Consider the following 23385-nt stretch of genomic DNA (forward strand, 5'->3'; position numbering starts at 1 on the left):
TCCAAGTCGTTTGATGGTTAGTGCGTCACAGAAACTATGACGGATTTATGCACGCCTATCGCGCGATGACTTCGACTTCGCCATCGACACCGTTGCTGACGTTGAACGGGCGCTCGAACACCTTGCCTTCGTTCTTTGCGATCACGCGATATTCGCCTTCCGAGAGGATAACCTTCGGAAACGCGCCGTTGTATTCCTTGATGACGTCGCCGGCGGGCGTGATGACCGACCATGCGGTGTTGGCGAGCGCTTCGCCGCCCTTGTCGCTCACGAGCTTGAGCGTGATGACGGCCGCGCGATGGGTCACGGTGACGTCGGTCAGCTTGCCTGCCTGCACGCGAATGTCCGAGCGCACCACCGAGTTCGCGTCGCCGTAGTTCGAGATGATGTAGTAGGTGCCGTCCGGCACCAGCATCACATCGCCCGCGGCGACGTTCTGCGCCAGCGGCGCGCGCTCGCCCACTTCGAACTGGCTGCCCTTGTAGATCGAGAACGTGATCTGTCCCTGCGGGATCTTGGTGGTGCCGACGCGGCCCTCGATGCGCAGGCCGCCTGCAGGAAGATCGAACTGCTCTCGCACCGTCTCGTTGCGCAGCGTCACCGGGCGAACCGCGCTCACCAGACCGAGCGAGGCGTGAACGACATAGCCGCCGGGAGCCAGAACGATGTTCGGGGTTGGGTTGCGGTCTTCTCGCACGAGCTGGAAAGCGCCGCTCGCATCGGGCTTGTCGGAGTAGACGCGCCACACCACACCGCTGCTGACGGGCGGCAGATCCTTTCCGAATCGTGCGGTCAGCGCGAGGACACCTTGCGCCGGCGTCGGCGCAGGCTGCGGCGGCAGCGCAGTGGTAACCGGCGGCTGCGTCAGGGTTGCGGGAAATCCCGGTGCTGCGGCAGGCCCGGACGGCGGCGCGAGGCTGATCGCGGGGCCCGATGGCGTCGGCGTTTCGGGAACATTGGCCGGAGGAATTGGCGGCGGCGCGTCGCCGACGAACTGGGCGGCCGCAGGCTGCGAGACCACAATCGCAAGCAGACACGCCAGCACGCGCATCCATGCCAGTGCGCGACGACGCAAAGGATCCATGGAGCCTGTCCGCGCACCGCGGACGGTTGTCCTGCGGCTGTGTCCGGGGGCTGTCATGGCGGTGGTTTTTCACCGAAAACGAGGCAAATTCAAGCCTGACGACAGCCTTCTGGAGTTTTCCAGAGCCGCTATCCAGGGAATAGCGCCTTCTGCCCCGGCAGAAGCCGCGCTACAGTCACATTTCCTGATTACGCGAGACGCGTGCCGACAACACAATCACACCCAATTCGCGTTCTCATGACCAAATCCGGTCCAAGGCGACCGATTCGCTGTCATGGGGCTTCAGGAGACCGACGTTGCTCGAGAGTCTGATTGGATTTCGCCACAACGGTGCAAGGAACAAGATGAAGCTGGGGGCGGCAGTTGCGAAGAAGCCGACGATCGGGCTGGCGCTCGGAGGCGGCGCGGCGCGTGGGTTTGCCCATATCGGCATCCTGCGCACGCTTCTCGCCAACGGCATCGTCCCGGACATCGTGGTCGGCACCTCCATCGGGGCGGTTGTCGGCGGTTCCTATGCCGCAGGACATCTCGACACGCTGGAAGCGTGGGCCAAGGGTCTGCTGCCGCGGAACATCTTCAGTTACCTCGACATCCGCCTCAACGGCTCGGGCCTCATCGGCGGCAGCAAGCTCGCGGCCCAGCTCGAAGCGTCGTTCGGCGGCACCTACATCGACGAACTTCCGCTGAAGTTCGCCGCGGTCTCCACCGAGGTCAACACCGGGCACGAAATCTGGATCACCAACGGAAAGCTGGTCGATGCGGTGCGCGCATCCTACGCCCTGCCCGGGATCTTCGAGCCGGTGCTGATCGGCGAGCGATGGCTGGTGGACGGCGCGCTGGTCAATCCAGTGCCGGTATCGGCAGCGCGCGCGCTCGGCGCGGAAATCGTGATCGCCTGCAACGTGTCCACCGACGTCTTCGGCCACGGCACCATTATCTCTGCGCACGGAAGGGTCGCGGAAGAACCCGCACCGCCGGCCGAACCGGCCGTGCCGGAAAAGCGCGGCTTCGGAAAATTCTTCTCGGCCGAAAAAACCGTGAAGCGGGAATTCTTCGGCAGCGCCGGGCGTCCGGGAATTTCCACGGTGATGGTCGAGGCCTTCAACATCATGCAGGACCGCATCACGCGCTCGCGCCTCGCGGGCGACCCCCCGGACGTGCTGATCTCGCCCCGCGTCGGCAAAGTCGGATGGTTCGACTTCCATCGCGCCGAGGAAATCATCAACCACGGCACGCGCGCAGCCGAACGCAACATTGAATCGATTCAGGAAGCGATCAAGCTGCTGACCCCGACGTCGAACCAGACGCCGGGCACGGCACAGCCGACGCAGCCTTGACGGCTGCGTCTCGCAAGGAAGCTGTCAGGCCGTCTTGATATAGTCCTGCAGCGCTTCCTGCTCGCGCTCGTATTCTGCGACGCGCCACTTCACCACGTCGCCGATTGAAATCAGACCGACAATCCTGTCGTTCTCGACAACGGGCAGATGCCTGAACTTTCCGGACGTCATGATTTCCATGATGGCGCCGACAGTGTCCGATTCATGACAGGTGATGACCTTCGACGTCATGACACTACGGACAGGTTCTTCGAGCACGGCCGCACCACGCTCGCCCAGCACGCGCACGACATCGCGCTCTGAAAGGATGCCTTCGATTTTCTGACCGCTCATCACCATGACGGCGCCGATGCGGCGCTCGGCGAGAATCTTGACTGCGGCCGAAAGCTTGGCGTCGGGCGATACGCTGATTACCTGGTGGCCCTTGCTACCCAGAACTGCTCGAACTGTCATTGTAGCCTCCCGAAAATTCGACCACGCGATCATGCAGGCGCAGTTGTCAATTTTGCCGTCGAGTCAAACAACGTACCGTCTGATTGGTTTCGCGCGCGTCTCCCAAAATACCAGACCGGATGATGGAGCAAATACCACCGGCTCGCAAGGCGGCGCATGAGGCCGCATGGCTGCCCGCACTGCAGAAGATTAGACGCAGGTCAGTCTGCCGCAGGCGGCGAAACGCCAGCCTTGTTGTCCTGCACGATGGCGCGCGGCACCGGATCGAACAATGAAAACAACAACAGGCCTGCGACAAAACCGCCGATATGCGCCTGCCACGCGATACTCTGCGCGGACGCGCCGATGGCAATCGCACCGAGTCCCGTGATGATGTTGAGGCCGAACCAGACTGCAAGAAAGCCGAGCACGCTTGAGTTCTGCAACGACTTTATCAGCGAAAGCGCCGGCACCCGCGCCGCGGCCGCAGCATCGCCGCGCCGGAAAGACAGGAAACTTCCGTACTGGAAAGCAAAGCGGATCGCCGCCGCCATCATGCCCGACACCGCTGCGGACGCACCTATCATCGGCGCGACCTCGTGCTGATGCGTCACCAGATGCGCGAACGCGCCCGCAATCGCGGTGACGGCGAAGAACGCGAAGAACCGCATCGTCCCGAACCGGCGCGCGACGGCGCTGCCGAACGGCAGCATCCACAGCATGTTGAAGGCAATGTGGGTGATATCCGCATGCAGGAAGGCATAGGTCAGGAACGTCCAGATCTCCGCGCCGACACCGCCGGGAAACTGTCCGGCCAGCACCGATGCGTCGTAACGCGCGGGCACAAAGCCGAAGGTCCAGATCACTTCCTGATCGGTCGCAAGCGGCAACAGAGCGCGCAGGCCGTGGATGCCGGCCATAATGACGAGAACCGCCGTCATTCCGAACGGGATGGTGAGGATAGGTTCGCGGGGGGATTGAGGAGAGTCCAAGGCGCACAATGTCCGAAGCGTGGGATACCTTCTGAGATAGGCGGCTTTGGCGGTGCGGTGCAAGCGGAAGGGCCAGCGCGGCACAAAAGAAAAAGGGAGGGCTGAAGGCCCTCCCTTGGTCGCGCCGGTCTTTTGTACGGTCTTTCGAGTGAGAGCGCTGCTTCACGCTCCGGGCATCCCCACCCCTCCCCGTACAATGACCAGATCGTTTTCCGCCGCCTGTCGTTCAACCTGAGTTCGTCGTGCCACTCGCCGATCCCTGGAGAAGACCGGCGACATAGCGCGTTTTCAAGCGAAGTGGGCACCGGTTCGCGTGAAGAAAACGCGCTAACGCATAAATCAGAGCGAATTCGAACGGAAAACCGGTTCCCACTTTTCCTGAATTCGCTCGAGTGGCTGGATACTAGCCGCCATACGCATATCCACGAAGCTCGTAGTTAATTTAACGTTAATTTAGCAAACCAGCCCCGCTGGGCGCAGAATCCCGGTTCCGGCATAGACGCTGCACCTCAAGTCCCGCACAACAGAAAGGGGCCTCGCGGTGCCTGAAATCGGGACAAATCTGTCCCGCTTCGTCCGCGGGATAGAGCGATGAAGCATCCAGCAAGCCGGGAATTCTACGCCTATTGGGACGAAAAACGCGCCGGCGCTGCCGCGCCCGAACGGAGCGATCTGGCGCCCGATCAGGTCCGGCACCTGCTCGGCGACATCTTCGTCCTGTCCTGCGATGCCCTCGCCGAGTACCCGTTCCGGGTGGCCGGAACCCGGATGTGCGCTCTGCTGGGCCGCGACCTGAAAGGGCAGAGTTTCACCGACCTGTTCCGCGACGCCGATCGCGAAGAGATCAAGGACATCCTCGGGATCGTCGCGGAGGAAACCCAGGCCACCGTCGTCGGCGTGACTGCGCTGTCTCCGGATGCCGCCCGAATTCATCTCGAACTGCTGCTTTTGCCGTTCAGCGCCCGCTCCCACAGCCCCGTCAGCCTGACCGGATTGCTCGCTCCCCTCAGTCCCATCGAGGGATCGCAGATCTATGGCACCCTGAAAGAGTTCAGCGTGACGTCCTGGCGTCATCTGCAGCAGGACCGCAACCGCCCGCGCGCGCTCCGGAGGTGGTCGCTGATCCGCGGCCTCACCGTTTACGAAGGCCTGCGCTAGTGTCCCGTATCCGACGGTTCTGACATTCGTAAAAGTGCCTGCGAAAGTTCTGATACGAATGTCAGAACCAGATCACTGGGGCGTCGCACTTCGTTAGGGCTAACGCATCGTTAACCCAGACAGCCGTAAGGTCGATCATACCGAAAAACCGGTCGACCGGTGTTGATGATGGCGTTGGTGCAAAGACAATCGATTCGTCCGTCCGCTCAGGAGCGGCGACGCTTTCAGCGCGTGAAGGTGCATTTGCTCGGCCGCTACATGCTGGCGGACCGGCGTGAGTTTCCGTGCCAGGTCATCAATATGTCTCCCGGCGGCCTCGCCATGCTGGCGCCCGGCATCGGCAATGTCGGCGAACGTGTCGTTGCCTATCTCGATCATATCGGCCGTGTCGAAGGCAAGATCACCCGCCTGCTCGACAACGGCTTCGCAATGACGGTCGGCGCGACACCCCGCAAGCGTGACAAACTCGCCGCCCAGCTCACCTGGCTTGCCAACCGCCAGATCCTCAATCTGCCGGAAGACCGCCGCCACGACCGTATCGTGCCGCGCAACCCGATGTCGGTTCTCAAGTTCGACGATGGCCGGGCCATGGCCTGCCGGATCATGGACCTATCGCTGTCCGGCGCGGCCCTCGCCGCCGAAATCAAGCCGCTGGTCGGCGAACCGGTCACCCTCGGCCGCGTGCAGGCCCGGGTCGTCCGCCACCTCGAAGAAGGCTTCGCGATCGAGTTCGTTCACGCGCAGCTTCCCGAGACTGTCGAAGACAACGTAAGCGCGCAGTAAAGAGCCGCGGTTACCAGTTTCTGAGTTTTGAGGCCAATCAGGGCGATACCCATATCCGGGTGTCGCCCTGACGCTGTTTGCGCGCCCGGTTTGACCGATCAGCCCTGGCCATTATATCGGAGAAATACCAGTCTTATCAGTATCTTATACTATAATAGATAAAATTTGAATCAATTGTCGATATTTCAAATTTTATGCTCATTTTACTCAAGTATATATCGAATTAGCCCCAGCTTTTACTTGTATTCGTTTTAATTGTACTTCGTCGACTTAGCCGCCGCGAAAATCCTTTGTGTGAAAAGTGGTCCCAACAAGAAACGGGGGCCACAATGTTTTCAATTCGTGGACGGGGAGTCGGTCTGGCGGTTGCTGCCGGCCTGTTGGGAATGACGGTTGCGGCGCATGCCGCAGGCGAACGAGCGCTTTATGCCAGCCTGGGCGACACGACGCGTGCGCCGATCGGCTGGGTTGAATTCTGCAACGACAATCCACGCGATTGCCGGGGCGGCGCGACGCAGGCCCGCGACATCGTGATGACGCAGGCGGCGTGGAAAGATCTGCTGCGGGTCAATCGCTGGGTCAACGAGACCGTCAAGCCGATGACCGACATCGATCATTGGGGCGTCATCGAGAAGTGGTCGCTTCCGTCCGACGGATATGGCGACTGCGAGGACTATGTCCTGCTCAAGCGCAAGATGCTGATCGACGCCGGCTGGCCGCGCGAAGCGCTGCTGATCACGGTGGTGCGCGACAAGAAGGGCGAAGGCCACGCGGTGCTGACGGTGAAGTCCGACAAGGGCGAGTTCATCCTCGACAACCAGAACGAAGACGTCGTCGCCTGGACCGACACCGGCTATCGCTTCGTGAAGCGGCAGTCGCAGACCGACGCCAACACCTGGGTTTCGCTTGGAGACTCGCGTCCAGCCGTTGCCACCGCAAGTTCACGCTGAGAGTTGGAGCATGATCGAAACGTCATGCTCAAAATTGAATACTTGAAGAGATAGGAACCCACGACCCGGTCGTATCCCCACCCCTCCCCGTCCCAGACCGGTTCGTGCGCGGCCAGCTCTCCCCCAGGGCTGGCCGCAACTTTTTGACGCGTCACAACGAACGAGACCATCTCGTCGGAACCAAGTCGCGTGCCCGGCTTTGACATAACGGTGCGACCTCGGAGGCGAGGATGCTGACCATTCTGTTGGGCGCGATTTTGATATTCGGCGGCGTGATATTCCTGGCGGCTCAACCAATGTTTCGCGCGCGGCTCAGTTCTGTCAGGCGAACGTCGGCAGCTTCGCCGGACCCCACGCTGGAGCCATCCAAGCCCGCCGCCGGATTTAGCCTGAAGGAGAACTGGCCCGGTCTCGCACTGATCGTTGTCGGCGGCATTCTGCTGCTTCTGGTCTGACTAACAGGTGCCGTGCACTGTCCTCACCCGATCTTCTTCAGCCCCTTCTTGAAGCGCTTGCCGTTGTGAACGTAGTGCGGCGCGCCGTAGGTCATGGCGGTCACCTGTTCGGGCGTCAGCGTGCGAATGACGCGCGCCGGCGCGCCGATGACCAGCGTGCGGCCCTCGAACTGCTTGCCCTCGGTGATGATAGCGCCCGCACCGACGATACAGCCCTTGCCGATCCTTGCGCCGTTCATGATGATCGCGCCCATGCCGATCAGCGCGCCGTCCTCGATGGTGCAGCCGTGCAGAATGACGTTATGACCGATGGTGCAGTTCGTGCCGATGGTCAGCGGAAATCCCGGATCGGTGTGGAAGGTGCAGTTATCCTGCACGTTGGAGCCCTCGCCGATCTCGATCAGTTCATTGTCGCCGCGCAGCACCGAGCCGAACCAGACGCTGGCGTTGGTCTTCAGGCGCACGTTGCCGATCACCGTCGCGGTGTCCGCGATGAAATATTGTCCGTCGGCAGGAAGTTCGGGCGCGCGCCCGTCGAGTTCGTAGATCGCCATTCCGGTCTCCAGCTAAATCGGGCGCGACAATGCCACGAACGAACGGGGTCTGGCGAGACTGCCTCAGCCGATCGATGGAGATCAGGCAATCGCGCCGAGCAGCATCAGCACGAATGTTCCGGACATCATGCTCCAGAAACCGGCGATGACGGTGGCCATCGCCACGAACTGAACCCGGCGTCCTTCGAGGGTGCGGCCGCGCACGGTGTTGCGCATGATGATGAAGGGCGCGGCGAAGACCAGAAACGGCACGGCGGCGAAAGCCTTGGCGCCCGCCTCCTGCATCAGCAGTCCGAAACCGGGGGGCTTTTCCATCAGGGCCTGGAAGCCGCTGGTCAGCGCGCCCGCGATGGCGAATCCGATGAAAATGGCAAAGAAGGAATTCAACGCTTCGGGCGACATCTGAAACTTCCAACGCACGAGAACACTCGAGGCCCAACCGCACGTCATGCGCGACCCGCATGCGGCCAATTGGCTCGCCCACAGGCTTCGCAAAATGCTGCCCCGCCCGCCACTTTATCCTTAAAGAAAGGTTAACACCGAGCCGCCGCCCGGCCTTGGCCGCATGGCTCCAGCAGCGGCCCAGTCGTGCGGAACCCGGGGGAAATCAGCCCGCGCATGGCATAATCGCAGCGATTCGGCCCGCGATGGCGGGCGACCTTCACGGAATGTCTGTTTCCCGATCATGGCCCTGTCTTCGTCAACGTCGTCCCGCCCCGCGCGGCGCGCCCCGCGCAGCCACCTTGTGCCGCTGCTGACCATGGGAGCGATTGGCGCGTGCGCCATCGCTGTCGTGGCCTATCTGCTGTGGCCGACCTGGGGCGTTGAAAAGGCCGGTGATCCTGCGCGCCTGCCGATCAGCATCGGCAACACGCTGTTCAATGTGCCGACCCAGGCAATCCGGGTGAAACTGCAAAAGCGCACCGGTCCTCAGGAGCGCGTCGATCTCAACTTTGCCTATCCGTCGCTTGAGGCGCCCGAGGCGCGGCGTCCGGTCAGCGCGGAAACGGTGGAGGAAAATCTCCCGGAGATCGACCGGATTTTCCTGTCGATCGCGGCGCATCACGACGCGCTGTCCCCGGATGAGCGGACGCGGACGATCTATCCGCGCTACCTCGATCAGCATGCCGGCAGCCTGCAAGACGGATTGAGCATCCGCCCGTTCCGCGACAACACGCCCTACGCGAACGAGGATCTGGTTTATGCCTCGTCGCCGCAGATTATCGCGCGCTGCACGCGCGATGCAAAAACGCCCGGCATGTGTCTTGCCGAGCGTCGTATCGAAGGTGCGGATGTGACGTTCAGATTTCCGCGCGAGTGGCTGTCAAAGTGGCGCGACGTTGCGGTTGCGATGGACCAGCTGATCGGCCGGATGCGCAGGCCGCACGGCTAGGTTTGTCATTGCGAGGAGCGAGGCGACGAAGCAATCCAGTTCTCGGTTCCTTGACTCTGGATTGCTTCACTACGCTCGCAATGACGCAAAACCTCAGACCTCTTCCTCGATGTCGGTTTCGAGGATCGCCATCTGGAACTGGAACGACCGATCATCGTCCTCGTCATCGACGAACAGCACGCCGATGAACTCCTCGCCGATATAGACTTCCGCCGAGTCGTCTTTCTTCGGGCGCGGCACAACGCGAATTTTTGGATTGCCGAACAGCCGCTTGAGATAAGCGTCGAGTTTTCTGACTTCCGTAACGTCCACGGGCGTTTCTCCAACTGGAAATGATGTTGGCGACAGCTTTAATGCGATATGGCTCAGACTGCTAGGGCCTGCGACGCGATAAATCGCACGCAGCTTGAATCAATTGCCGTTGCCGTTGAGCATCTGGTTCATGGTGCGCGACGGCTCGGAACAGCCGGCTTCGCCGACGATCTTCGCCGGCACACCCGCCACCGTTACGTTGTTCGGCACATCCTTCAGAACCACCGAACCCGACGCCACGCGCGCGCAGTGGCCGACTTCGATATTGCCGAGGATCTTCGCGCCAGCGCCGAGCATGACGCCGTGACGAATCTTCGGATGCCGGTCCTCGTTTTCCTTGCCGGTGCCGCCAAGCGTGACGCCGTGCAAAATCGAGACATCATCCTCGATCACCGCGGTCTCGCCGACAACGAAGCCGGTGGCGTGGTCGAGGAAAATACCGCGGCCGATTTTCGCGGCGGGATTGATGTCGGTCTGGAATTCAGCCGATGAACGGCTCTGGATGTAGTAGGCAAAATCCCTGCGGCCGTTGTGATACAGCCAGTGCGCGAGGCGGTGCGCCTGAATGGCATGGAAGCCCTTGAAGTAAAGCAGCGCGTCGATGAAACGCGACACCGCCGGATCGCGATCGTATACGGCCACCAGATCGGCGCGGAACGCATTGCCCAGATCAGGCTCGGCTTCGATGGCATCGTTATAGGCCTGGCGGATCAGATCGCCGGACAGCGCAGAGTGATCGAGACGCTCGGCGATGCGGTGCACCACCGCATCCTCGAGCCGGTCGTGATGCAGCACGCTGGAATAGATGAAAGTCGCAAGCTCGGGCTCGCGCTGCACGATCTCTTCGGCCTCGTCCCGGATACGGGTCCAGACGGGATCGACGGTCGAGAGGGCCGTCTTCGTATCGAGATGATGCTTGGCCATGTCAGGAGTCCGGCTGATGAGCGTGGAGGATATCTTACCACATAATGGACTGTTGGAAGGCCGCAACATCCGGCAAGGTTGACGCCAGAATAATTACCTCCCCCTCGGTGTAGAATAATTATCTACGCGCTTCCCCTCATGCGTGCTTGGCAAGGAACTCCAGCACGCCGTCCTTATAAACGCGGTCGCCGACCGCGCGCATATGATCGCGGTTTGGAATATCAAGCACTTGCGACCCTGGAATAACCTCCGCAAGCCGTTGCGCGGACCCCGCGATGTCATCCGTCGTGCCGACTGCAATCAGGGTGGGAACGGCAATCGCAGCCGCTTCCTCGCGGGTCATCAGCCGCCGCGAGCCGCGCAGGCATGCAGCAAGCGCTCTGCGATCCGAGCGGGTCTGATCTGCAAACGCCCGAAACGTCCGGCCGACGGGATCGGTGACATCATCAAGCGACGCGGCTTCCAGCGCCGAGGCAACATTCTCGCCCGGACCGCCGCCCTCGATCAAACCCATGCCGATACCGCCGAGGATAGCGCTACGCAGACGCTCCGGATTGCGCTGGCCAAGATATGCGGTAATGCGTCCGCCCATCGAGTATCCCATCATGTCGGCGCGTTCGATGTTCAGATGATCCATCAGCGCGCGCACATCCCCGGCCATGATGCCGACGTGATATTCCTCGGAATCGTACAGCTTCGCGGACTCGCCGTGGCCACGATTATCGAGCGCGATCACGCGCCGTCCCGCCTTCGCCAGAGTCGATGTCCAGGTCGGATAAACCCAGTTCACATTCTTGGTGGATGCAAAGCCGTGCACGAGGACGATCGGATCGCCCTCGCCTTCGTCAAGATACGCAATTTCAACGGAGCCGTTGTGAAAGCTCGGCATCGGATGGTCCAGTGTTGGGGAAAGATGATGTGACCGGAGCGGTCGTGATGTGCGGGGTACAGTTTATCCGGATGCAGCGCGTCTGACCAGATGTGTCAGATCGCGTGCGCCGGCGGTTGAGCTTGCGCGGCGAGTTCTCGCCGCGCGCGGTTGAGTTTGGAGCGTTGAATCCATAACAGCGTCAACCGCTCGGTCGTTGCCTTGATCGAGGTGATAAACCCGAACAGTGCCAGCAATGCGGCGAACACCCACCACGCCAGATTGAATGCACCTGCAGTCAGCAGCAGCGCGCCGCGTCCGAGAATTTTCACGATGGCGCGGGTCTGACTGCCTTTGGATTCCGCAAGCCGCGCGGCCCGTGCGACATCCTTCGGCCCGTCGGCGATGCGCAGCACATCGAGCGCGCCCCTGGTGCCGGCCTTCTCGCTGACACGCCCCACATCCTTGGCGAGACGAACCAGCGCGCCCGCCTTCTCCGCCTTGAATGCAGCTTTCACCGCGCTGATGGTCTGCCCCGGACGCGCGATCGATGCGGTGGCGACCGCTTGCTGCAGCATCGGCGCATCGACCACACCGCGCGCGGACCGGCCTGCCCACTCGGTCAGGCCCGCGCCGAGGCGGCCGACCTTGCGGGCGTCCTTCACCATCGACAGGCCGGCGCGCACCGGCGTCGCGCCGCCGACCGACACATAGGTCGCCGCCGTCACCACGAGGCCGACGCTCGCCAGCCCGAGCACCAGCTGATCGGCGTTCTCGCCCATGGCCAGACGCGTGCCCTCGCGCACCACATCGCGGATGTCGCCGAAAACGAACAGATCGCCCGCGACGGTGCCCGAGAGACTGGCGACATCATCCGCCTCGCCAGTCACGAAGCCGGCGGCAAAGCGCCGCGCCGTACTGACCGTGGAATTTTCATCGGCAATAGCGGCATCGACGCGCTCGGTCACGCCGGGCGGCAGCTTGATACCCTTGTCCTGCGCCAGATCCGCGAAGCTTTTTGCCAGATCCGCATCGTTGGCTTCGAGCGCCTGCGCGATGCCCCGCCCGATGACGGTATCGTTGTTTCGCAGGGCAGAATCGACCCGAATATCCGACAACTGTGCCGGATCGTCCTGCGCCCGCAGCAGCGCTGCTGCATCACGCGCGTGCGGCCACACCACGGCGAATACCGCCACTGATGCGACTGCACCCGCAAGTGTCAAACCAATGCGCCGGGCTGGTTTCATTGCAAAGGACAACCTTACAGCAGGCCCGGGTTCAGAACCCATGACCTGGCTAGCCTGTGACTTGCCGATGACATGGTGTGCCGTTTTTCGGACACAACCTCCCCAACGAAAGAAGGGCTTTCCCAAGACGGCAGGATTGTGTCGAATTCACATGCTGACTTCCTGGCGAATTGGACGAATCCAGCGCCGCGATCTAGGAACTAGGAATAAGTCGTATCGCTCGGTATGATGCGAAGCAGCGGCTGCGTCGTCGCTGTATGCCGGGCTATGGGCAAAGACGCGCAAGATCAGGATTGGGGTAGGATTGCTATGGCGGATCACGTCGTCCCTCACTTTCATAACGATGCGGGCGTGGCCATCATCGAAATTGGCTCTCGGGAGTTCATGTGCGTGGGCGCGAATCCGCCTTTCGATCATCCGCACGTGTTCCTCGACCTCGGCGACGACAACGAGATCATCTGCCCCTATTGCTCGACGCTGTATCGCTATGCCGCCGATCTGAAGGCAGGCGAAGCGCGCCCTCCCGAATGCGTCCTGAAAGACAAAGTCGCCTAAAAACCCGTGGCCGATTCACGCACCATCGTTGTCGCTGGTGCGGGTATCGGGGGGCTGACGGCCGCGCTGACGCTCGCCGCGCGCGGCTTTCGCGTGGTTGTGCTTGAACGCACCGAGAAGCTCGAAGAGGCCGGCGCCGGGCTGCAACTGTCGCCCAATGCCAGCCGCATCCTGATCGATCTCGGTATCGAGCCGCTTCTCGCGCCCCGCGTGATCGCGCCCGAATCGATCAGCATCATGACCGCCCGCACCGGCAAGGAAATCGGGCGAATTCCGCTCGGCGAAGCCGCCACCCTTCGTTATGGCGCGCCGTACTGGATCGTTCGCCGTGCGGACCTGCAATCCGCGCTGCTTGCACGCGTGGCGAAGCAGCCCGACATCGACCTGCGGCTCGGCGCGCAGTTCGAAGACGTCGCCGTCTATCCCAAAGGCGTCACGGTGGTTCAGCGCCGCGCCACGGCACGGCAGCAGGAGCAGGCTCTGGCGCTGATCGGTGCTGACGGCGTCTGGTCAAGCGTCCGCCACCAGATTTTTCCGGAGGCGCAGCCGCAATTCACCGGCAGCATCGCATGGCGCGGCACCGTCGACGCATCACAACTGCCGCGCGGCTTCATGACGCAGCGCGTGCAGCTCTGGATGGGGGCGAACGCGCATCTGGTCGCCTATCCGATGTCGGGCGGACAGCGCATCAACATGGTTGCGATCGTCTCCGGCAAATGGAACAGGCCGGGCTGGAGCGAGCCGGGCGATGTCGTCGAGATCGCCAATCATTTCGCGGATCCGCACTGGCCAATCGCCGCACGCATGATGATCGGCGCAGTCGACAGCTGGCGGAAGTGGGCGCTGTTCGCGATGCGCGACGGCGGCGTGTGGAGCAAGGGACCGATCGCGCTTCTGGGCGATGCATCGCACGCCATGTTGCCGTTCGCCGCGCAGGGCGCGGGCATGGCGATCGAGGACGCCGCCGTGATCGCAAAATGCCTGGAAGCCTCGCCAACGAATCCATCGGCGGCATTCGTCCAATACGCCCGCCAGCGCGCGCCGCGTGTGGCGCGCGTCCAGCGAACAGCCCGCAAGAACGGGCGGACTTATCATCTGCGCGGGCCGGTCGGCTTCGCGCGCGATCAGGTCATCAAGGTGCTGGGTGGATCACGGCTGCTGTCGAAACAGGACTGGATCTACGACTGGCGGCTGCCCTGACACGCCGCAGCGTTCCACGATATCAGCGGCGGCGCTTGCCGGTCGGCGCGGCGGCGGCCGCCGGCGGCGGCGCGAGTTCGGCGCTGCAATTGTTGCGGACGAGCTTTTCATCGATGGCGTCGCGCTGCGCGCGCTGCGCGCGGTAATCGGTCTGATAGGCCAGACCCGAGACCAGCGTCCCGCCCGCTCCGGTTTCAGCCTTGGCCATCAACCCTTCAAGTTCGACCACGCGGTCGTTGGCAGCCTTGCGCGCGGTCGCGAGCTGCTGACAGCTGTAGAGATCATACTTGGAAGGATCGACAAACACGCTCGATCCGAAGGGCGACGATCCGCCGCCGCTTGCGCAAGCGCCGAGGCCGATCGCCAGCGCGCCCACCATGGCGAGCCGCAGCGAGGCGACCCGCCGCCGCGCATGATCGCAATTTTCGCTTTCAACTGTCCGCTCGTGTGTCATGCGCGTCGTGTTGCCGGTCTTCGTGTTGAATTTGTGGTGATGAGGAAAGCAGCGTAAGGCGGTCAAAGCGTTTCCTGCTTCTGGCCGCATTCCTTGCAGACGAACTTCACGCGGGTCGCGCCCTTCTCCGCCAAGACGCGATTGGCCTTGCCGCACTTCCCGCACGTCGCCTCGATGCGGGTGTTGCCCTGCTTGACCACAAGGGCCTTGCGCTCCATCGCCTCGCGAATGAGGCGCTCGGTCTCTTCGCGCAGGGCTTTCTTGTCCATTGTCAGTCCTTTGATCGGCAGGTCAGGAGATTGGCGGCGGTCCAAGATTTTCAGTATCCATGACCCTGCTCGCAAATTTGTATACATGTATATCACGCGCCGGGGGGCCGAAACGTGAAACCGTGCCCTGACCTTCTCCCGAAAGCGGAAGTCCCCTCTCGGCATATCCTTTGCACCACACAAGCAGCCACTCCCGCGGGCGTTTTGAGCTGGCGCGCCATGAGAGAATTCGAGCCGTTCGGAATACCTGACCGGCGGCAGCATCCTTGACAGCCATCACAGCGTCCCGTCAGCTACAGCCAACGCCGACGCACCGGCATCGGCCTCCGCTAGAATGTCTCCGCGACTAGTTTCAATTCTGAAGTTCAAGAGCAAAGGGAGATTGCCCAATGAACTCAAAGGAAGAGTTGAGCACGTTGTGTGGCCTGACGAAGGCCCGGAAGTTGAAACGGATTCCAGGCCCAGCGCTGGTGTCCACGGCGATCCTCATCGGACTTTGCCAGGTGGGTCTGGCGCAAGCGCCCGGTTCGGCACCTCCCTCCGCCTCGGCCAGCGACGGCGTCACACTTTTTCAGAACGTCCGCATCTTCGACGGCAAGAGCGCGCCGTTGTCCGAACCGGCGAATGTGCTGATCCGCGGCAACCAGATCGAACAAATTTCCCGCGCGCCCATTCCGGTGGATCGCAGCGCGACCACCAGGATCATCGACGGCGGCGGCCGGACGCTGATGCCGGGCCTGATCGACGCGCATTGGCACGCGATGCTGATACGGGCGACTCCGGCGCAAGCATTCGGTGACGTCGGCTACAACAACCTCACGGCTGGCGACGAGGCGACCGACACCCTTATGCGCGGCTTCACCACCGTTCGCGACGTTGGCGGGCCGGTATTTGGTCTCAAGCAAGCTATCGATGAGGGCATCGTCAAAGGCCCGCGTATCTATCCGTCCGGCGCCGTTATCACTGTCACAAGCGGGCATGGGGATTTCCGCGAGCTGACCGACCTGCCGCGCACGATCGGCGGCATGCTCACCCGCATGGAGAAGCTTGGCGGGAGCATGGTCGCGGACAGTCCCGACGAGGTTCGCCTGCGCACCCGCGAACAGCTTATGCAGGGGGCCTCCCAGGTCAAATTGACCGCGGGCGGCGGCGTGTCCTCACCCTTCAGTCCGATCGACGTCACCACCTTCACCGAACCCGAACTGCGCGCCGCGGTCGAGGCGGCCGAGAACTGGGGCACGTACGTCGCCGCACATGCCTTTACGCCGGCTGCGATCCGGGGGGCTATTGCGGCCGGTGTGAAGTGTATCGAGCACGGCATGCTGATGGACGAAGCAACCGCCAGACTGATCGCGGAGAAAGGCATTTGGCTGAGCATGCAGCCGCTCCCCGAGGCCTTGAGGCTGGGCTTTCCGGTGGGGTCAGTCCAGCGCGCCAAGGCGGATGAGGTCTTTCCAGGCATAGGCAGGACCTACGAGTTGGCGAAGAAGTACAAGATCAAGACGGCGTGGGGCACCGACGTCCTGTTCTCCCGCGCGCTGGCGCAGCAACAGGGCGCCATTCTGGCTTCGCTTGTCCGCTGGTACACCCCTGCCGAGGCGCTGATCATGGCGACATCGACCAACGCCGAATTGCTGGCGCTGTCCGGAAAGCGCAATCCCTATCCGGGCAAGCTCGGCGTGGTGGAGCAAGGCGCGCTCGCCGATCTGTTGCTGGTCGACGGCAATCCGCTGGAAAATATCAATCTCATCGCTGACCCCGGCAAGAATTTTCTGGTCATCATGAAGGACGGCACCGTCTACAAGAATGCTTTGGCCAAGTGAGGACTGATTGAGCTCGCATCGCGGATTGTTGTCCCGGATTCTCGGCCGGTTGATCGCGGGAATCTGGTTTCTTTGTCAGGTCTTGCTTATCGCGTGGGCCACCCTGGCCATCTATTATTCCAACCTGCCATGGACAGCGCTGCGCCTTTCACTGGCGATAGCCTTTGCAGCTTTTGCGATCTGGGCGCTCTGGTTTTCGCGTCAGCGGCGGATGCCCGGGGTCGTCGGCGCGCTGTTTCTCGGTGTGGTCGCCTGGTGGATATCGATTCCTCCCTCGCACGATCGCGAGTGGCGGCCGGAAGTCGCGGTGATGCCCCGGGCAGTCATCGACGGAGACCGCGTGCGCATCACCGGAGTGCGCAACTTCGACTACCGCAACCGCAATGATTTTACGGTGCGCTGGGAGGAGCGCGAGGTGTCGCTGTCGCACCTGACTGCGCTCGATTTCTATGTGTCCTACTTTACCGAAGGGCCGGTCGGGCACACCTTCGTAAGTTTTATCTTCGACAACGCGCCCCCGCTGAGTATTTCCATCGAAACGCGGCCCGAGGTCGGTGAAGGCTTTGCGCCCGTCGCATCGCTGTTCAAGCAGTTCGAACTGATCTACCTGGTCGGCGACGAGCGCGATCTCGTCGGCGTGCGCACCAATCATCGGCGGGAGCCGGTCTATCTCTATCGCCTCAACACCTCGGCCGACGACGCGCGCCGGCTGCTGCTGGTTTACCTGAAGCGGATCAATGAACTCGCCGACCGGCCGGAGTTCTATCACCTGCTGACCAACAGTTGCACGATCAACATCGTGCGTTATGCGAATGCCGCCGGACGCGCTGGCCGGTTCGACATTCGCCATCTCTTGAATGGTCTGATCGACAGCTACCTCTATCACTCAGGCCGGGTGGACACGACGCTGCCGTTTGACGAACTGCGGCGGCGCTCCCTGATCAATGAGGCTGCGCGGGCCGCCGACGGCGCATCCGATTTCCCTGAGCGCATTCGCGCGTCGCTGCCGACGGTGTCTCACTGACACGTCAACACCATCACCGTAGAAGCGCGGAAGGCCGTGCAACCGCACTGCTCTCCCGTGTGCGCGCGCCTAATTGTCGAAACCGACGAACACCGTAGCTTCATCGACAGACTTTCGTTCGGACACAACCGTATTTGCCGGGAAGCTTTCATCCGGCCAGCCCAGCGCGATACTTTTCATGATGACCTGATCGTCGGCTATTCCGGCGTGCTCACGCACCACCGGTGACTGCATGATGCCCTGACTGTTAATCACCGCGCCCAGTCCTCGAGACCAGGCGGCATTGACCAGGGCGGTCGCCACAGCGCCGCAATCGAACGGCGTATCGTCACTGCCGTCCAGCACGCGGTCATAGGTTACAATCACGCATACAGGCGCGTCGAACTGACGGAATCCGCGCAGGACCCAGTCCTGCCGCTTATCCTTGTCATTGCGCTCGATCCCCATTGCGGAGAACAGTTGCTTGGCGACGCCAACCTGCCTGTCGCGGTGCTGACCCACAAAGGCCTGACCCGTACGGAACTCGCGCGACTGCGGTACGCCTGCCACCATCCGCTCAGTGTTGCCGGCGCGAATCCGATCCAGCGGTTCGCCCGTGACAATGTAGAAATTCCAGGGCTGGGTGTTCATCGACGACGGAGCGCGCATTGCCAAACCGATTATTTCCTCAATCAGCGCTTTGGGGACTGGATCGGGTTTGTAACCGCGGATGCTCCGCCGACCGAGGATAACGTCATCAAATCGCATTTGTATGGATTCCCACCGCATGACTCTGAACTGGCTTGGATATTCGCGGCTTCTCGGCTTTCGCGCAAGATAGGCGCGGGGTTCGGACAGCTGCTGTCGCCTCAGAGCAGCCCAGACTTTGGTGCGGACGGCGGGAATCGAACCCGCACGACGTTGCCATCGAGGGATTTTAAGTCCCTTGCGTCTACCAATTCCGCCACGTCCGCGCGCGCGGGTTGTAACATCGCGCGGGGTGCGGCTGAAAGCCCGGTTTGCGGCGGAAATGGTCGGCCTTCGGGTTAAATCTGACATCGCAATTCCGCCGTCTGGCGGACGACAGCTCTCGCCGCGGCAATGTCCCGGTGCATCGGAATGCAAAAAACATAGGCATAGCAGGCATATTTTACACATGCTGCGGCGAAAAGTCCGGCTGGATGTCACGCGCCGGATTTGCAGGTCCCGCGTTTGTCGCTACAACTGCCTTGCCGGACGGATCGTCGCGAACACTCCTTTCAGGAGCTTTCGCGAATTGAGATCGGGTGTGATTCGTCATGCGCTGCCTCGTGGTCGCCGACCTGCATTACTCCCTGCCGCAGTTCGACTGGGTGCTCAATGCAGCGCCGGAGTTCGATGTGGTGATCATCGCAGGCGACGCGCTCGACATTGGATCGGCTGTCGATTTCCGCGCCCAGATCGTCGTCGTGCGGAAATATCTCCGGATGCTTGCTGCCAGGACGCGGGTCATCCTGTGCTCGGGCAATCACGATCTCGACGAACGCGACGAAAGCGGCGAGAAGATTTCGCGCTGGATCGGCGAAGCCGGCAATCTCGGCATCGCCCATGACGGCGACAGCCTGACCATCGGCGATACATTCTTCACCGTCTGCCCGTGGTGGGACGGCCCCCGCGTGAAAGCGCAGATCGGCGTGCAGCTTGAAGACGCCGCCGCCGCGCATCGCGGCCGCTGGATCTGGATCCATCACGCGCCGCCCGCCAACTCACCGACGAGTTGGGCGGGCGCGCGCTTTCAGGGCGATATCGAACTGGTGCAATGGATCGAGAGATATCGCCCCGACATCGTGCTGTCGGGTCACGTGCATCAGTCGCCATTCACGAAGGATGGCTCGTGGTTCGACGAGGTCGGCAACACATGGGTGTTCAATGCCGGTCATCAGTTCGGAAGCCCGCCGACGTTCATCGCGCTGGACCTCGATGCGGGCACGGCGTTCTGGCTGTCAGCAGCCGGCGAGCAATGCATCGATCTCGGCGCGCCGCTGGAGCGGCCAGCCAAAAACATCGCAGAATTTCCCGGCTGGCTTATAGCCGCGGGTCAGGCTCGCGGTCCGATCCCGGCGACGGCTTCGACGCCGGCAGGTTGACGAGACTCTCGAGCACCTCGCCCACCATCGCAAGATGGGTGCCGTGCCCGGCATACTGCCGCTTGATGTCTGCGACATACGTCGTCGCCGCATTCAGGCGCTGGGCAAGCACCTTGGCGACGAGCAGCGCGACCTCAGGCTTTTCGCGCAGAAAGCCGTTGCCATCATCGATCTGATAGACCGTCGAGCCCGTCGAGACTCGCACCGTCGCGGTGTGAGGCAGACCGAGAAGAACCGACATCTCGCCCAGAACAGCGCCGGGTTCGGTGACCACGGCGACCACGGTCTCTCCCTTGCGAACCTCAAGCTCGCCCTCCAGCAAGATAAACAGATCGCCGGTGGTCTCGCCTTCCCGGATCAACAGCGTATCCGCCGGAAAATACGTTTCCTGCCGCCCGACGCAATGTTCGAGAACTGCACGCATGCCGGTCTCCGTTCTGGCAGGAGCAAAGGCTAGGCCCGGCCACGGAAAACGTCCATCGCATAGTTGTGTCCCGCTTGCGCAAATTGCCAGCACTTCCGTCACTGCGCTAGGGTGCGGAACCGTTCACGTCTGGCGCGTGAACACAATCAAGACAAGCTGGAGGATACGCGGCGATGGCCTACGAACAGATCAAATACGAAGTTCAGGACAATATCCTGACCATCACGCTCAATCGCCCCGATAAGATGAACGCGTTCACCCATGTCATGATGAACGAGCTGATCGACGCATTCGACGCAGCGGACGCCGACGATAATGTCCGCGCCATCATCGTGACCGGCGCGGGACGCGCGTTCTGCGCGGGCGCAGACCTCTCCGAAGGTGGCGCGACCTTCGATCGCGCCGCACGGCCTGACCGCAAGAGCGCACCGCTGCGCCCGAACGGCGAGGTTGAGTGGAGCGATGACGCGGTGCGCGACGGCGGCGGCCGTGTGACACTCCGCATCTTCAAATCATTGAAGCCGGTGATCGGCGCGATCAACGGCGCGGCCGTCGGCATCGGCGTCACCATGCAACTTCCCATGGACATCAGAATCGCTTCGGTTGATGCGCGGTTCGGCTTCGTGTTCGCGCGGCGCGGCATCGTGCCGGAAGCCGCATCGAGCTGGTTCCTGCCGCGCCTCGTCGGCATCTCGCAGGCGCTGGAATGGTGTTACTCGGGCCGCGTGTTTCCGGCACAGGAAGCCCTCGCCGGACGTCTCGTCAGCAAGGTGGTGCCCGCCGATGAATTGATCACCACCGCCCGCGCCATCGCGCGCGAGATCGTGGAGAATACCGCTCCGGTCTCGATTGCGCTGATCCGCCAGCAGATGTGGCGCATGCTCGGTGCCGACGATCCGATGGAAGCCCACAAGGTCGACAGCCGCGGCATCTATTCGCGCGGCCAGTCCGCCGACGTGCGCGAAGGCGTGATGTCGTTCCTCGAAAAGCGTCCCGCGAAGTTCGCGCAGACGGTGTCGAAGGATATGCCGTCCTATTTCCCGTGGTGGACCGAGCGGGAATACAAGTAAGCATCCGCGATCTCTCACCCGTCATTGCGAGCGAAGCGAAGCAATCCAGAAGGCCAAAGACTGGATTGCTTCGTCGCAAGCGCTCCTCGCAATGACGAAAGTAGATCCCAAAATTCCCCCAAAATAAATTCGGACCAGCCACCCTTTCCACAAGGAGAGGGATAAGATAGTCACCGCATCGTCAGCACCACGCGCCCGATGGCGCGGCGGTCCATCAATAGCCGCATCGCCGCCGCATAATCCTGAAGCGGCAGGCGATGCGAGATGTTGGGGCTGATGCGGCGTTCCTCGGCGAGCCGTGTCAGTTCCGCAAGACGCGCAACGCCGAGCGCAGGATTTTTGCGGACCGCCTGCCCCGCGCGCACGCCGAGCACGCTCGCGCCCTTGATCAGCACCAGATTTGTTTTCGCCACACCGACGCCGCCGGTGAAGCCGATCACCAACAGCCGCGCACCCCACGCGATGCAGCGCAGGCTGTCCTCGAAAATCTCGCCGCCTACCGGATCGAACACCACGTCGACGCCGCGTCCCTCGGTGATGCGCTTGACCGCGTCCTTGAACGGCTCGCGCCCATAGAGAACGGCATGATCCGCGCCGCGCTGTTGCGCCACGGCGAGCTTCTCTTCGCTCGACGCGCACGCGATGACAGTCGCGCCGAACACCTTGCCGAGTTCGACCGCAGCCAGACCCACACCGCCACCCGCGCCATGCACAAGCAGCACCTCGCCCGGCTTGATCTGCGCGCGATCCTTCAGCGCGTGATACGCGGTGCCGTGCGCCGCGAGGAACGTCGCGCCCTGCGCATAGTCGAACGTTGACGGCAGCGGCGTGAGCTGGTCGGACGTCACGACGATCTCGTCGGCATAGCAGCCGAACCGCGCCTTCACGATCACCCTGTCGCCGACACGGACGTCATCGGCGTCCGCCACCTCGATCACCTCTCCTGCCGCTTCCATGCCCGGCGTGAACGGCAGCGGCGGCTTGAGCTGATACTCTCCCGCCGCCATCAGGATGTCGGGAAAATTCAGCCCCGCCGCATGGATTGCGACGCGCACCTGCCCCGATGTGAGAGCAGCACGCGGCATATCTTCCAGCTTCAGGGATTCAGGCGGGCCAAGCTCGCGACAGACGACGGCGCGCACCATTAATCTCTCCGCCCATTCCCGCGCACGCGGGAATCCAGTTCTTTGTCCTGGGTCCCCGCTTTCGCGGGGACGACCGGAAACAACACAACCGTTCGCACGGCGGCCATTGTCACGCCGCTGTCTTCTTCCGCATCAGCGCGGCGCGGATCAGCGGCAGCCGGTCGTTGCCGAAATACATATCGGTCTTGTCGAGATAGATGGTCGGCGAGCCGAACGCGCCGCGCGCAATCGCTTCATCGGTGTTGGCCTTGAGTTGATCCTTGACGGACTGCTCGGCGATACCTGCGAAAAATTTCGCCGGATTGAGGCCGACGCGCTCGCAGATCTTCGTCAACACCTCGTCCTTGAACACGTCCTGATCGTCGCCCCAATAGGCCTCGAACACCGCCGTTGCGAACGGCAGCAGCTTGCCATGGGTATCCGCCCAGATGCAGCCGCGCATCGACTTCACAGCGTTCACCGGAAACACCGTCGGCGGCATCTTGATCTTGATGTTCGCCAGCCGCGCCCAGTCGGCCATGTCCTTCGCAGTATAGGCCTGTTTCGCCGGCACCGGATTGGCGCGCGTCTCATACATCGTCTTGTTGACGGTGTTGAAAATACCGCCGACCAGAATCGGCCGCCACGCGATCTCCGCGCCAAGCTCCTTCGCAAGCGGCTGGATGTTGGTGAACGCGAGATAGGTCCACGGGCTGGAGCAGTCGAAGAAGAATTCGATCATGATGGCGTTTCCTTGTGGTTGCGCGCTCGTCGCACGCTTCTCGTTGTCGCTCCCTCTCCCCGCTTGCGGGGAGAGGGTTGGGCTGAGGGGCAACTTTCGCAACATG

27 protein-coding genes and 1 tRNA gene are annotated in these 23385 nt (G+C 62.2%); 12 read left to right on the top strand and 16 right to left on the bottom strand.

Translation table 11 applies throughout. The features are described 5' to 3' along the window. Positions 1–55: 55 nt before the first annotated feature. Positions 56–1084, bottom strand: coding sequence for a hypothetical protein (locus BN32_RS19005; protein ID WP_019196428.1), 1029 nt, complete (start codon positions 1082–1084; stop codon positions 56–58). 296 nt (positions 1085–1380) lie between these two features. On the opposite strand from BN32_RS19005, the gene BN32_RS19010 reads away from it, so the two are divergent. Continuing rightward, entirely contained in the window at positions 1381–2421 is a 1041-nt protein-coding gene (locus tag BN32_RS19010) for a patatin-like phospholipase family protein (RefSeq protein ID WP_019196427.1), read from the top strand. 24 nt (positions 2422–2445) lie between these two features. Here the strand turns inward: BN32_RS19010 and BN32_RS19015 are convergent, their stop codons facing one another. Continuing rightward, entirely contained in the window at positions 2446–2874 is a 429-nt protein-coding gene (locus BN32_RS19015) for a CBS domain-containing protein (protein WP_040427300.1), read from the bottom strand. A gap of 200 nt (positions 2875–3074) precedes the next feature. Further along, positions 3075–3845: a rhomboid family intramembrane serine protease gene (locus tag BN32_RS19020; RefSeq protein WP_430641949.1), complete on the bottom strand. Its 771-nt coding sequence runs from the start codon at positions 3843–3845 to the stop codon at positions 3075–3077. Positions 3846–4436: 591 nt separating this feature from the next. On the opposite strand from BN32_RS19020, the gene BN32_RS19025 reads away from it, so the two are divergent. The 4 genes from BN32_RS19025 to BN32_RS19040 all read left to right on the top strand — a co-directional run bounded on the left by BN32_RS19025 (position 4437) and on the right by BN32_RS19040 (position 7191). Further along, positions 4437–5003: a PAS domain-containing protein gene (locus BN32_RS19025; RefSeq protein ID WP_019196424.1), complete on the top strand. Its 567-nt coding sequence runs from the start codon at positions 4437–4439 to the stop codon at positions 5001–5003. A 168-nt stretch (positions 5004–5171) separates the two neighbouring features. Further along, complete coding sequence (locus BN32_RS19030; protein ID WP_040427302.1) at positions 5172–5786, top strand: PilZ domain-containing protein; 615 nt, start codon at positions 5172–5174, stop codon at positions 5784–5786. Between the two features lie 329 nt (positions 5787–6115). Continuing rightward, positions 6116–6736, top strand: a complete 621-nt coding sequence (locus BN32_RS19035; RefSeq protein ID WP_019196422.1) for a transglutaminase-like cysteine peptidase — start codon at positions 6116–6118, stop codon at positions 6734–6736. Positions 6737–6966: 230 nt separating this feature from the next. Further along, positions 6967–7191 carry a hypothetical protein gene (locus BN32_RS19040; RefSeq protein ID WP_019196421.1) on the top strand — a complete coding sequence of 75 codons (225 nt, stop codon included), beginning with the start codon at positions 6967–6969 and terminating at the stop codon, positions 7189–7191. A gap of 23 nt (positions 7192–7214) precedes the next feature. On the opposite strand, the gene BN32_RS19045 is transcribed toward BN32_RS19040, so the two are convergent. After that, the gene (locus BN32_RS19045; RefSeq protein ID WP_019196420.1) at positions 7215–7745 is read right to left on the bottom strand and encodes a gamma carbonic anhydrase family protein; all 531 of its coding nucleotides are present in this window, start codon (positions 7743–7745) and stop codon (positions 7215–7217) included. Positions 7746–7826: 81 nt separating this feature from the next. Further along, the gene (locus tag BN32_RS19050) at positions 7827–8147 is read right to left on the bottom strand and encodes a DUF6949 family protein (RefSeq protein WP_040427033.1); all 321 of its coding nucleotides are present in this window, start codon (positions 8145–8147) and stop codon (positions 7827–7829) included. A 283-nt stretch (positions 8148–8430) separates the two neighbouring features. Here BN32_RS19050 and BN32_RS19055 point away from each other — a divergent pair, with 283 nt between their 5' ends. Then, positions 8431–9138, top strand: a complete 708-nt coding sequence (locus tag BN32_RS19055) for a hypothetical protein (protein WP_019196418.1) — start codon at positions 8431–8433, stop codon at positions 9136–9138. Between the two features lie 93 nt (positions 9139–9231). Here BN32_RS19055 and BN32_RS19060 read toward each other — a convergent pair whose 3' ends face one another. The 4 genes from BN32_RS19060 to BN32_RS19075 all read right to left on the bottom strand — a co-directional run bounded on the left by BN32_RS19060 (position 9232) and on the right by BN32_RS19075 (position 12489). Then, the gene (locus tag BN32_RS19060) at positions 9232–9450 is read right to left on the bottom strand and encodes a DUF3126 family protein (protein WP_002712383.1); all 219 of its coding nucleotides are present in this window, start codon (positions 9448–9450) and stop codon (positions 9232–9234) included. A 99-nt stretch (positions 9451–9549) separates the two neighbouring features. Next, on the bottom strand, positions 9550–10374 hold the full coding sequence (cysE, locus tag BN32_RS19065) for a serine O-acetyltransferase (RefSeq protein ID WP_019196417.1): 825 nt from the start codon (positions 10372–10374) through the stop codon (positions 9550–9552). Between the two features lie 136 nt (positions 10375–10510). Continuing rightward, on the bottom strand, positions 10511–11263 hold the full coding sequence (locus BN32_RS19070; protein ID WP_019196416.1) for an alpha/beta fold hydrolase: 753 nt from the start codon (positions 11261–11263) through the stop codon (positions 10511–10513). 95 nt (positions 11264–11358) lie between these two features. After that, positions 11359–12489: a hypothetical protein gene (locus BN32_RS19075; protein ID WP_019196415.1), complete on the bottom strand. Its 1131-nt coding sequence runs from the start codon at positions 12487–12489 to the stop codon at positions 11359–11361. A 309-nt stretch (positions 12490–12798) separates the two neighbouring features. Between BN32_RS19075 and BN32_RS19080 the strand changes: the two genes are divergently transcribed. Continuing rightward, positions 12799–13044 (top strand): zinc-finger domain-containing protein, encoded by a 246-nt coding sequence (locus BN32_RS19080; RefSeq protein ID WP_019196414.1) that lies wholly within the window; start codon positions 12799–12801, stop codon positions 13042–13044. A 6-nt stretch (positions 13045–13050) separates the two neighbouring features. Next, complete coding sequence (locus BN32_RS19085) at positions 13051–14244, top strand: FAD-dependent monooxygenase (protein ID WP_019196413.1); 1194 nt, start codon at positions 13051–13053, stop codon at positions 14242–14244. Between the two features lie 22 nt (positions 14245–14266). Here the strand turns inward: BN32_RS19085 and BN32_RS19090 are convergent, their stop codons facing one another. Beyond that, a complete protein-coding gene (locus BN32_RS19090; protein ID WP_019196412.1) occupies positions 14267–14764 on the bottom strand; it encodes a hypothetical protein in 498 nt (165 codons plus the stop codon). After that, on the bottom strand, positions 14761–14967 hold the full coding sequence (locus BN32_RS19095; RefSeq protein WP_040427306.1) for a hypothetical protein: 207 nt from the start codon (positions 14965–14967) through the stop codon (positions 14761–14763). The genes BN32_RS19090 and BN32_RS19095 overlap by 4 nt, the downstream gene beginning before the upstream one ends. Before the next feature lie 389 nt (positions 14968–15356). Between BN32_RS19095 and BN32_RS19100 the strand changes: the two genes are divergently transcribed. Both BN32_RS19100 and BN32_RS19105 read left to right on the top strand, forming a co-directional pair. Beyond that, positions 15357–16790 carry a metal-dependent hydrolase family protein gene (locus BN32_RS19100; RefSeq protein ID WP_019196410.1) on the top strand — a complete coding sequence of 478 codons (1434 nt, stop codon included), beginning with the start codon at positions 15357–15359 and terminating at the stop codon, positions 16788–16790. Between the two features lie 7 nt (positions 16791–16797). Beyond that, positions 16798–17814: an Lnb N-terminal periplasmic domain-containing protein gene (locus BN32_RS19105; RefSeq protein WP_019196409.1), complete on the top strand. Its 1017-nt coding sequence runs from the start codon at positions 16798–16800 to the stop codon at positions 17812–17814. A gap of 69 nt (positions 17815–17883) precedes the next feature. On the opposite strand, the gene BN32_RS19110 is transcribed toward BN32_RS19105, so the two are convergent. Both BN32_RS19110 and BN32_RS19115 read right to left on the bottom strand, forming a co-directional pair. After that, positions 17884–18582: a nitroreductase family protein gene (locus tag BN32_RS19110; RefSeq protein ID WP_082773561.1), complete on the bottom strand. Its 699-nt coding sequence runs from the start codon at positions 18580–18582 to the stop codon at positions 17884–17886. Positions 18583–18680: 98 nt separating this feature from the next. After that, positions 18681–18767, bottom strand: a tRNA-Leu gene (locus BN32_RS19115). A 324-nt stretch (positions 18768–19091) separates the two neighbouring features. Between BN32_RS19115 and BN32_RS19120 the strand changes: the two genes are divergently transcribed. After that, the gene (locus tag BN32_RS19120) at positions 19092–19919 is read left to right on the top strand and encodes a metallophosphoesterase family protein (RefSeq protein ID WP_019196407.1); all 828 of its coding nucleotides are present in this window, start codon (positions 19092–19094) and stop codon (positions 19917–19919) included. Here BN32_RS19120 and BN32_RS19125 read toward each other — a convergent pair. Beyond that, on the bottom strand, positions 19858–20343 hold the full coding sequence (locus BN32_RS19125; protein WP_019196406.1) for a cyclic nucleotide-binding domain-containing protein: 486 nt from the start codon (positions 20341–20343) through the stop codon (positions 19858–19860). The genes BN32_RS19120 and BN32_RS19125 overlap by 62 nt on opposite strands. A gap of 173 nt (positions 20344–20516) precedes the next feature. Between BN32_RS19125 and BN32_RS19130 the strand changes: the two genes are divergently transcribed. Continuing rightward, positions 20517–21413, top strand: a complete 897-nt coding sequence (locus BN32_RS19130; protein ID WP_019196405.1) for a crotonase/enoyl-CoA hydratase family protein — start codon at positions 20517–20519, stop codon at positions 21411–21413. A 170-nt stretch (positions 21414–21583) separates the two neighbouring features. Here the strand turns inward: BN32_RS19130 and BN32_RS19135 are convergent, their stop codons facing one another. Both BN32_RS19135 and BN32_RS19140 read right to left on the bottom strand, forming a co-directional pair. After that, positions 21584–22558 (bottom strand): NADPH:quinone oxidoreductase family protein, encoded by a 975-nt coding sequence (locus BN32_RS19135; protein WP_019196404.1) that lies wholly within the window; start codon positions 22556–22558, stop codon positions 21584–21586. A 109-nt stretch (positions 22559–22667) separates the two neighbouring features. Continuing rightward, a complete protein-coding gene (locus BN32_RS19140) occupies positions 22668–23279 on the bottom strand; it encodes a 2-hydroxychromene-2-carboxylate isomerase (protein ID WP_019196403.1) in 612 nt (203 codons plus the stop codon). Positions 23280–23385: the final 106 nt, after the last annotated feature.

It is taken from the genome of Afipia birgiae 34632 (assembly GCF_000308295.2).
Lineage (GTDB): Bacteria > Pseudomonadota > Alphaproteobacteria > Rhizobiales > Xanthobacteraceae > Afipia > Afipia birgiae.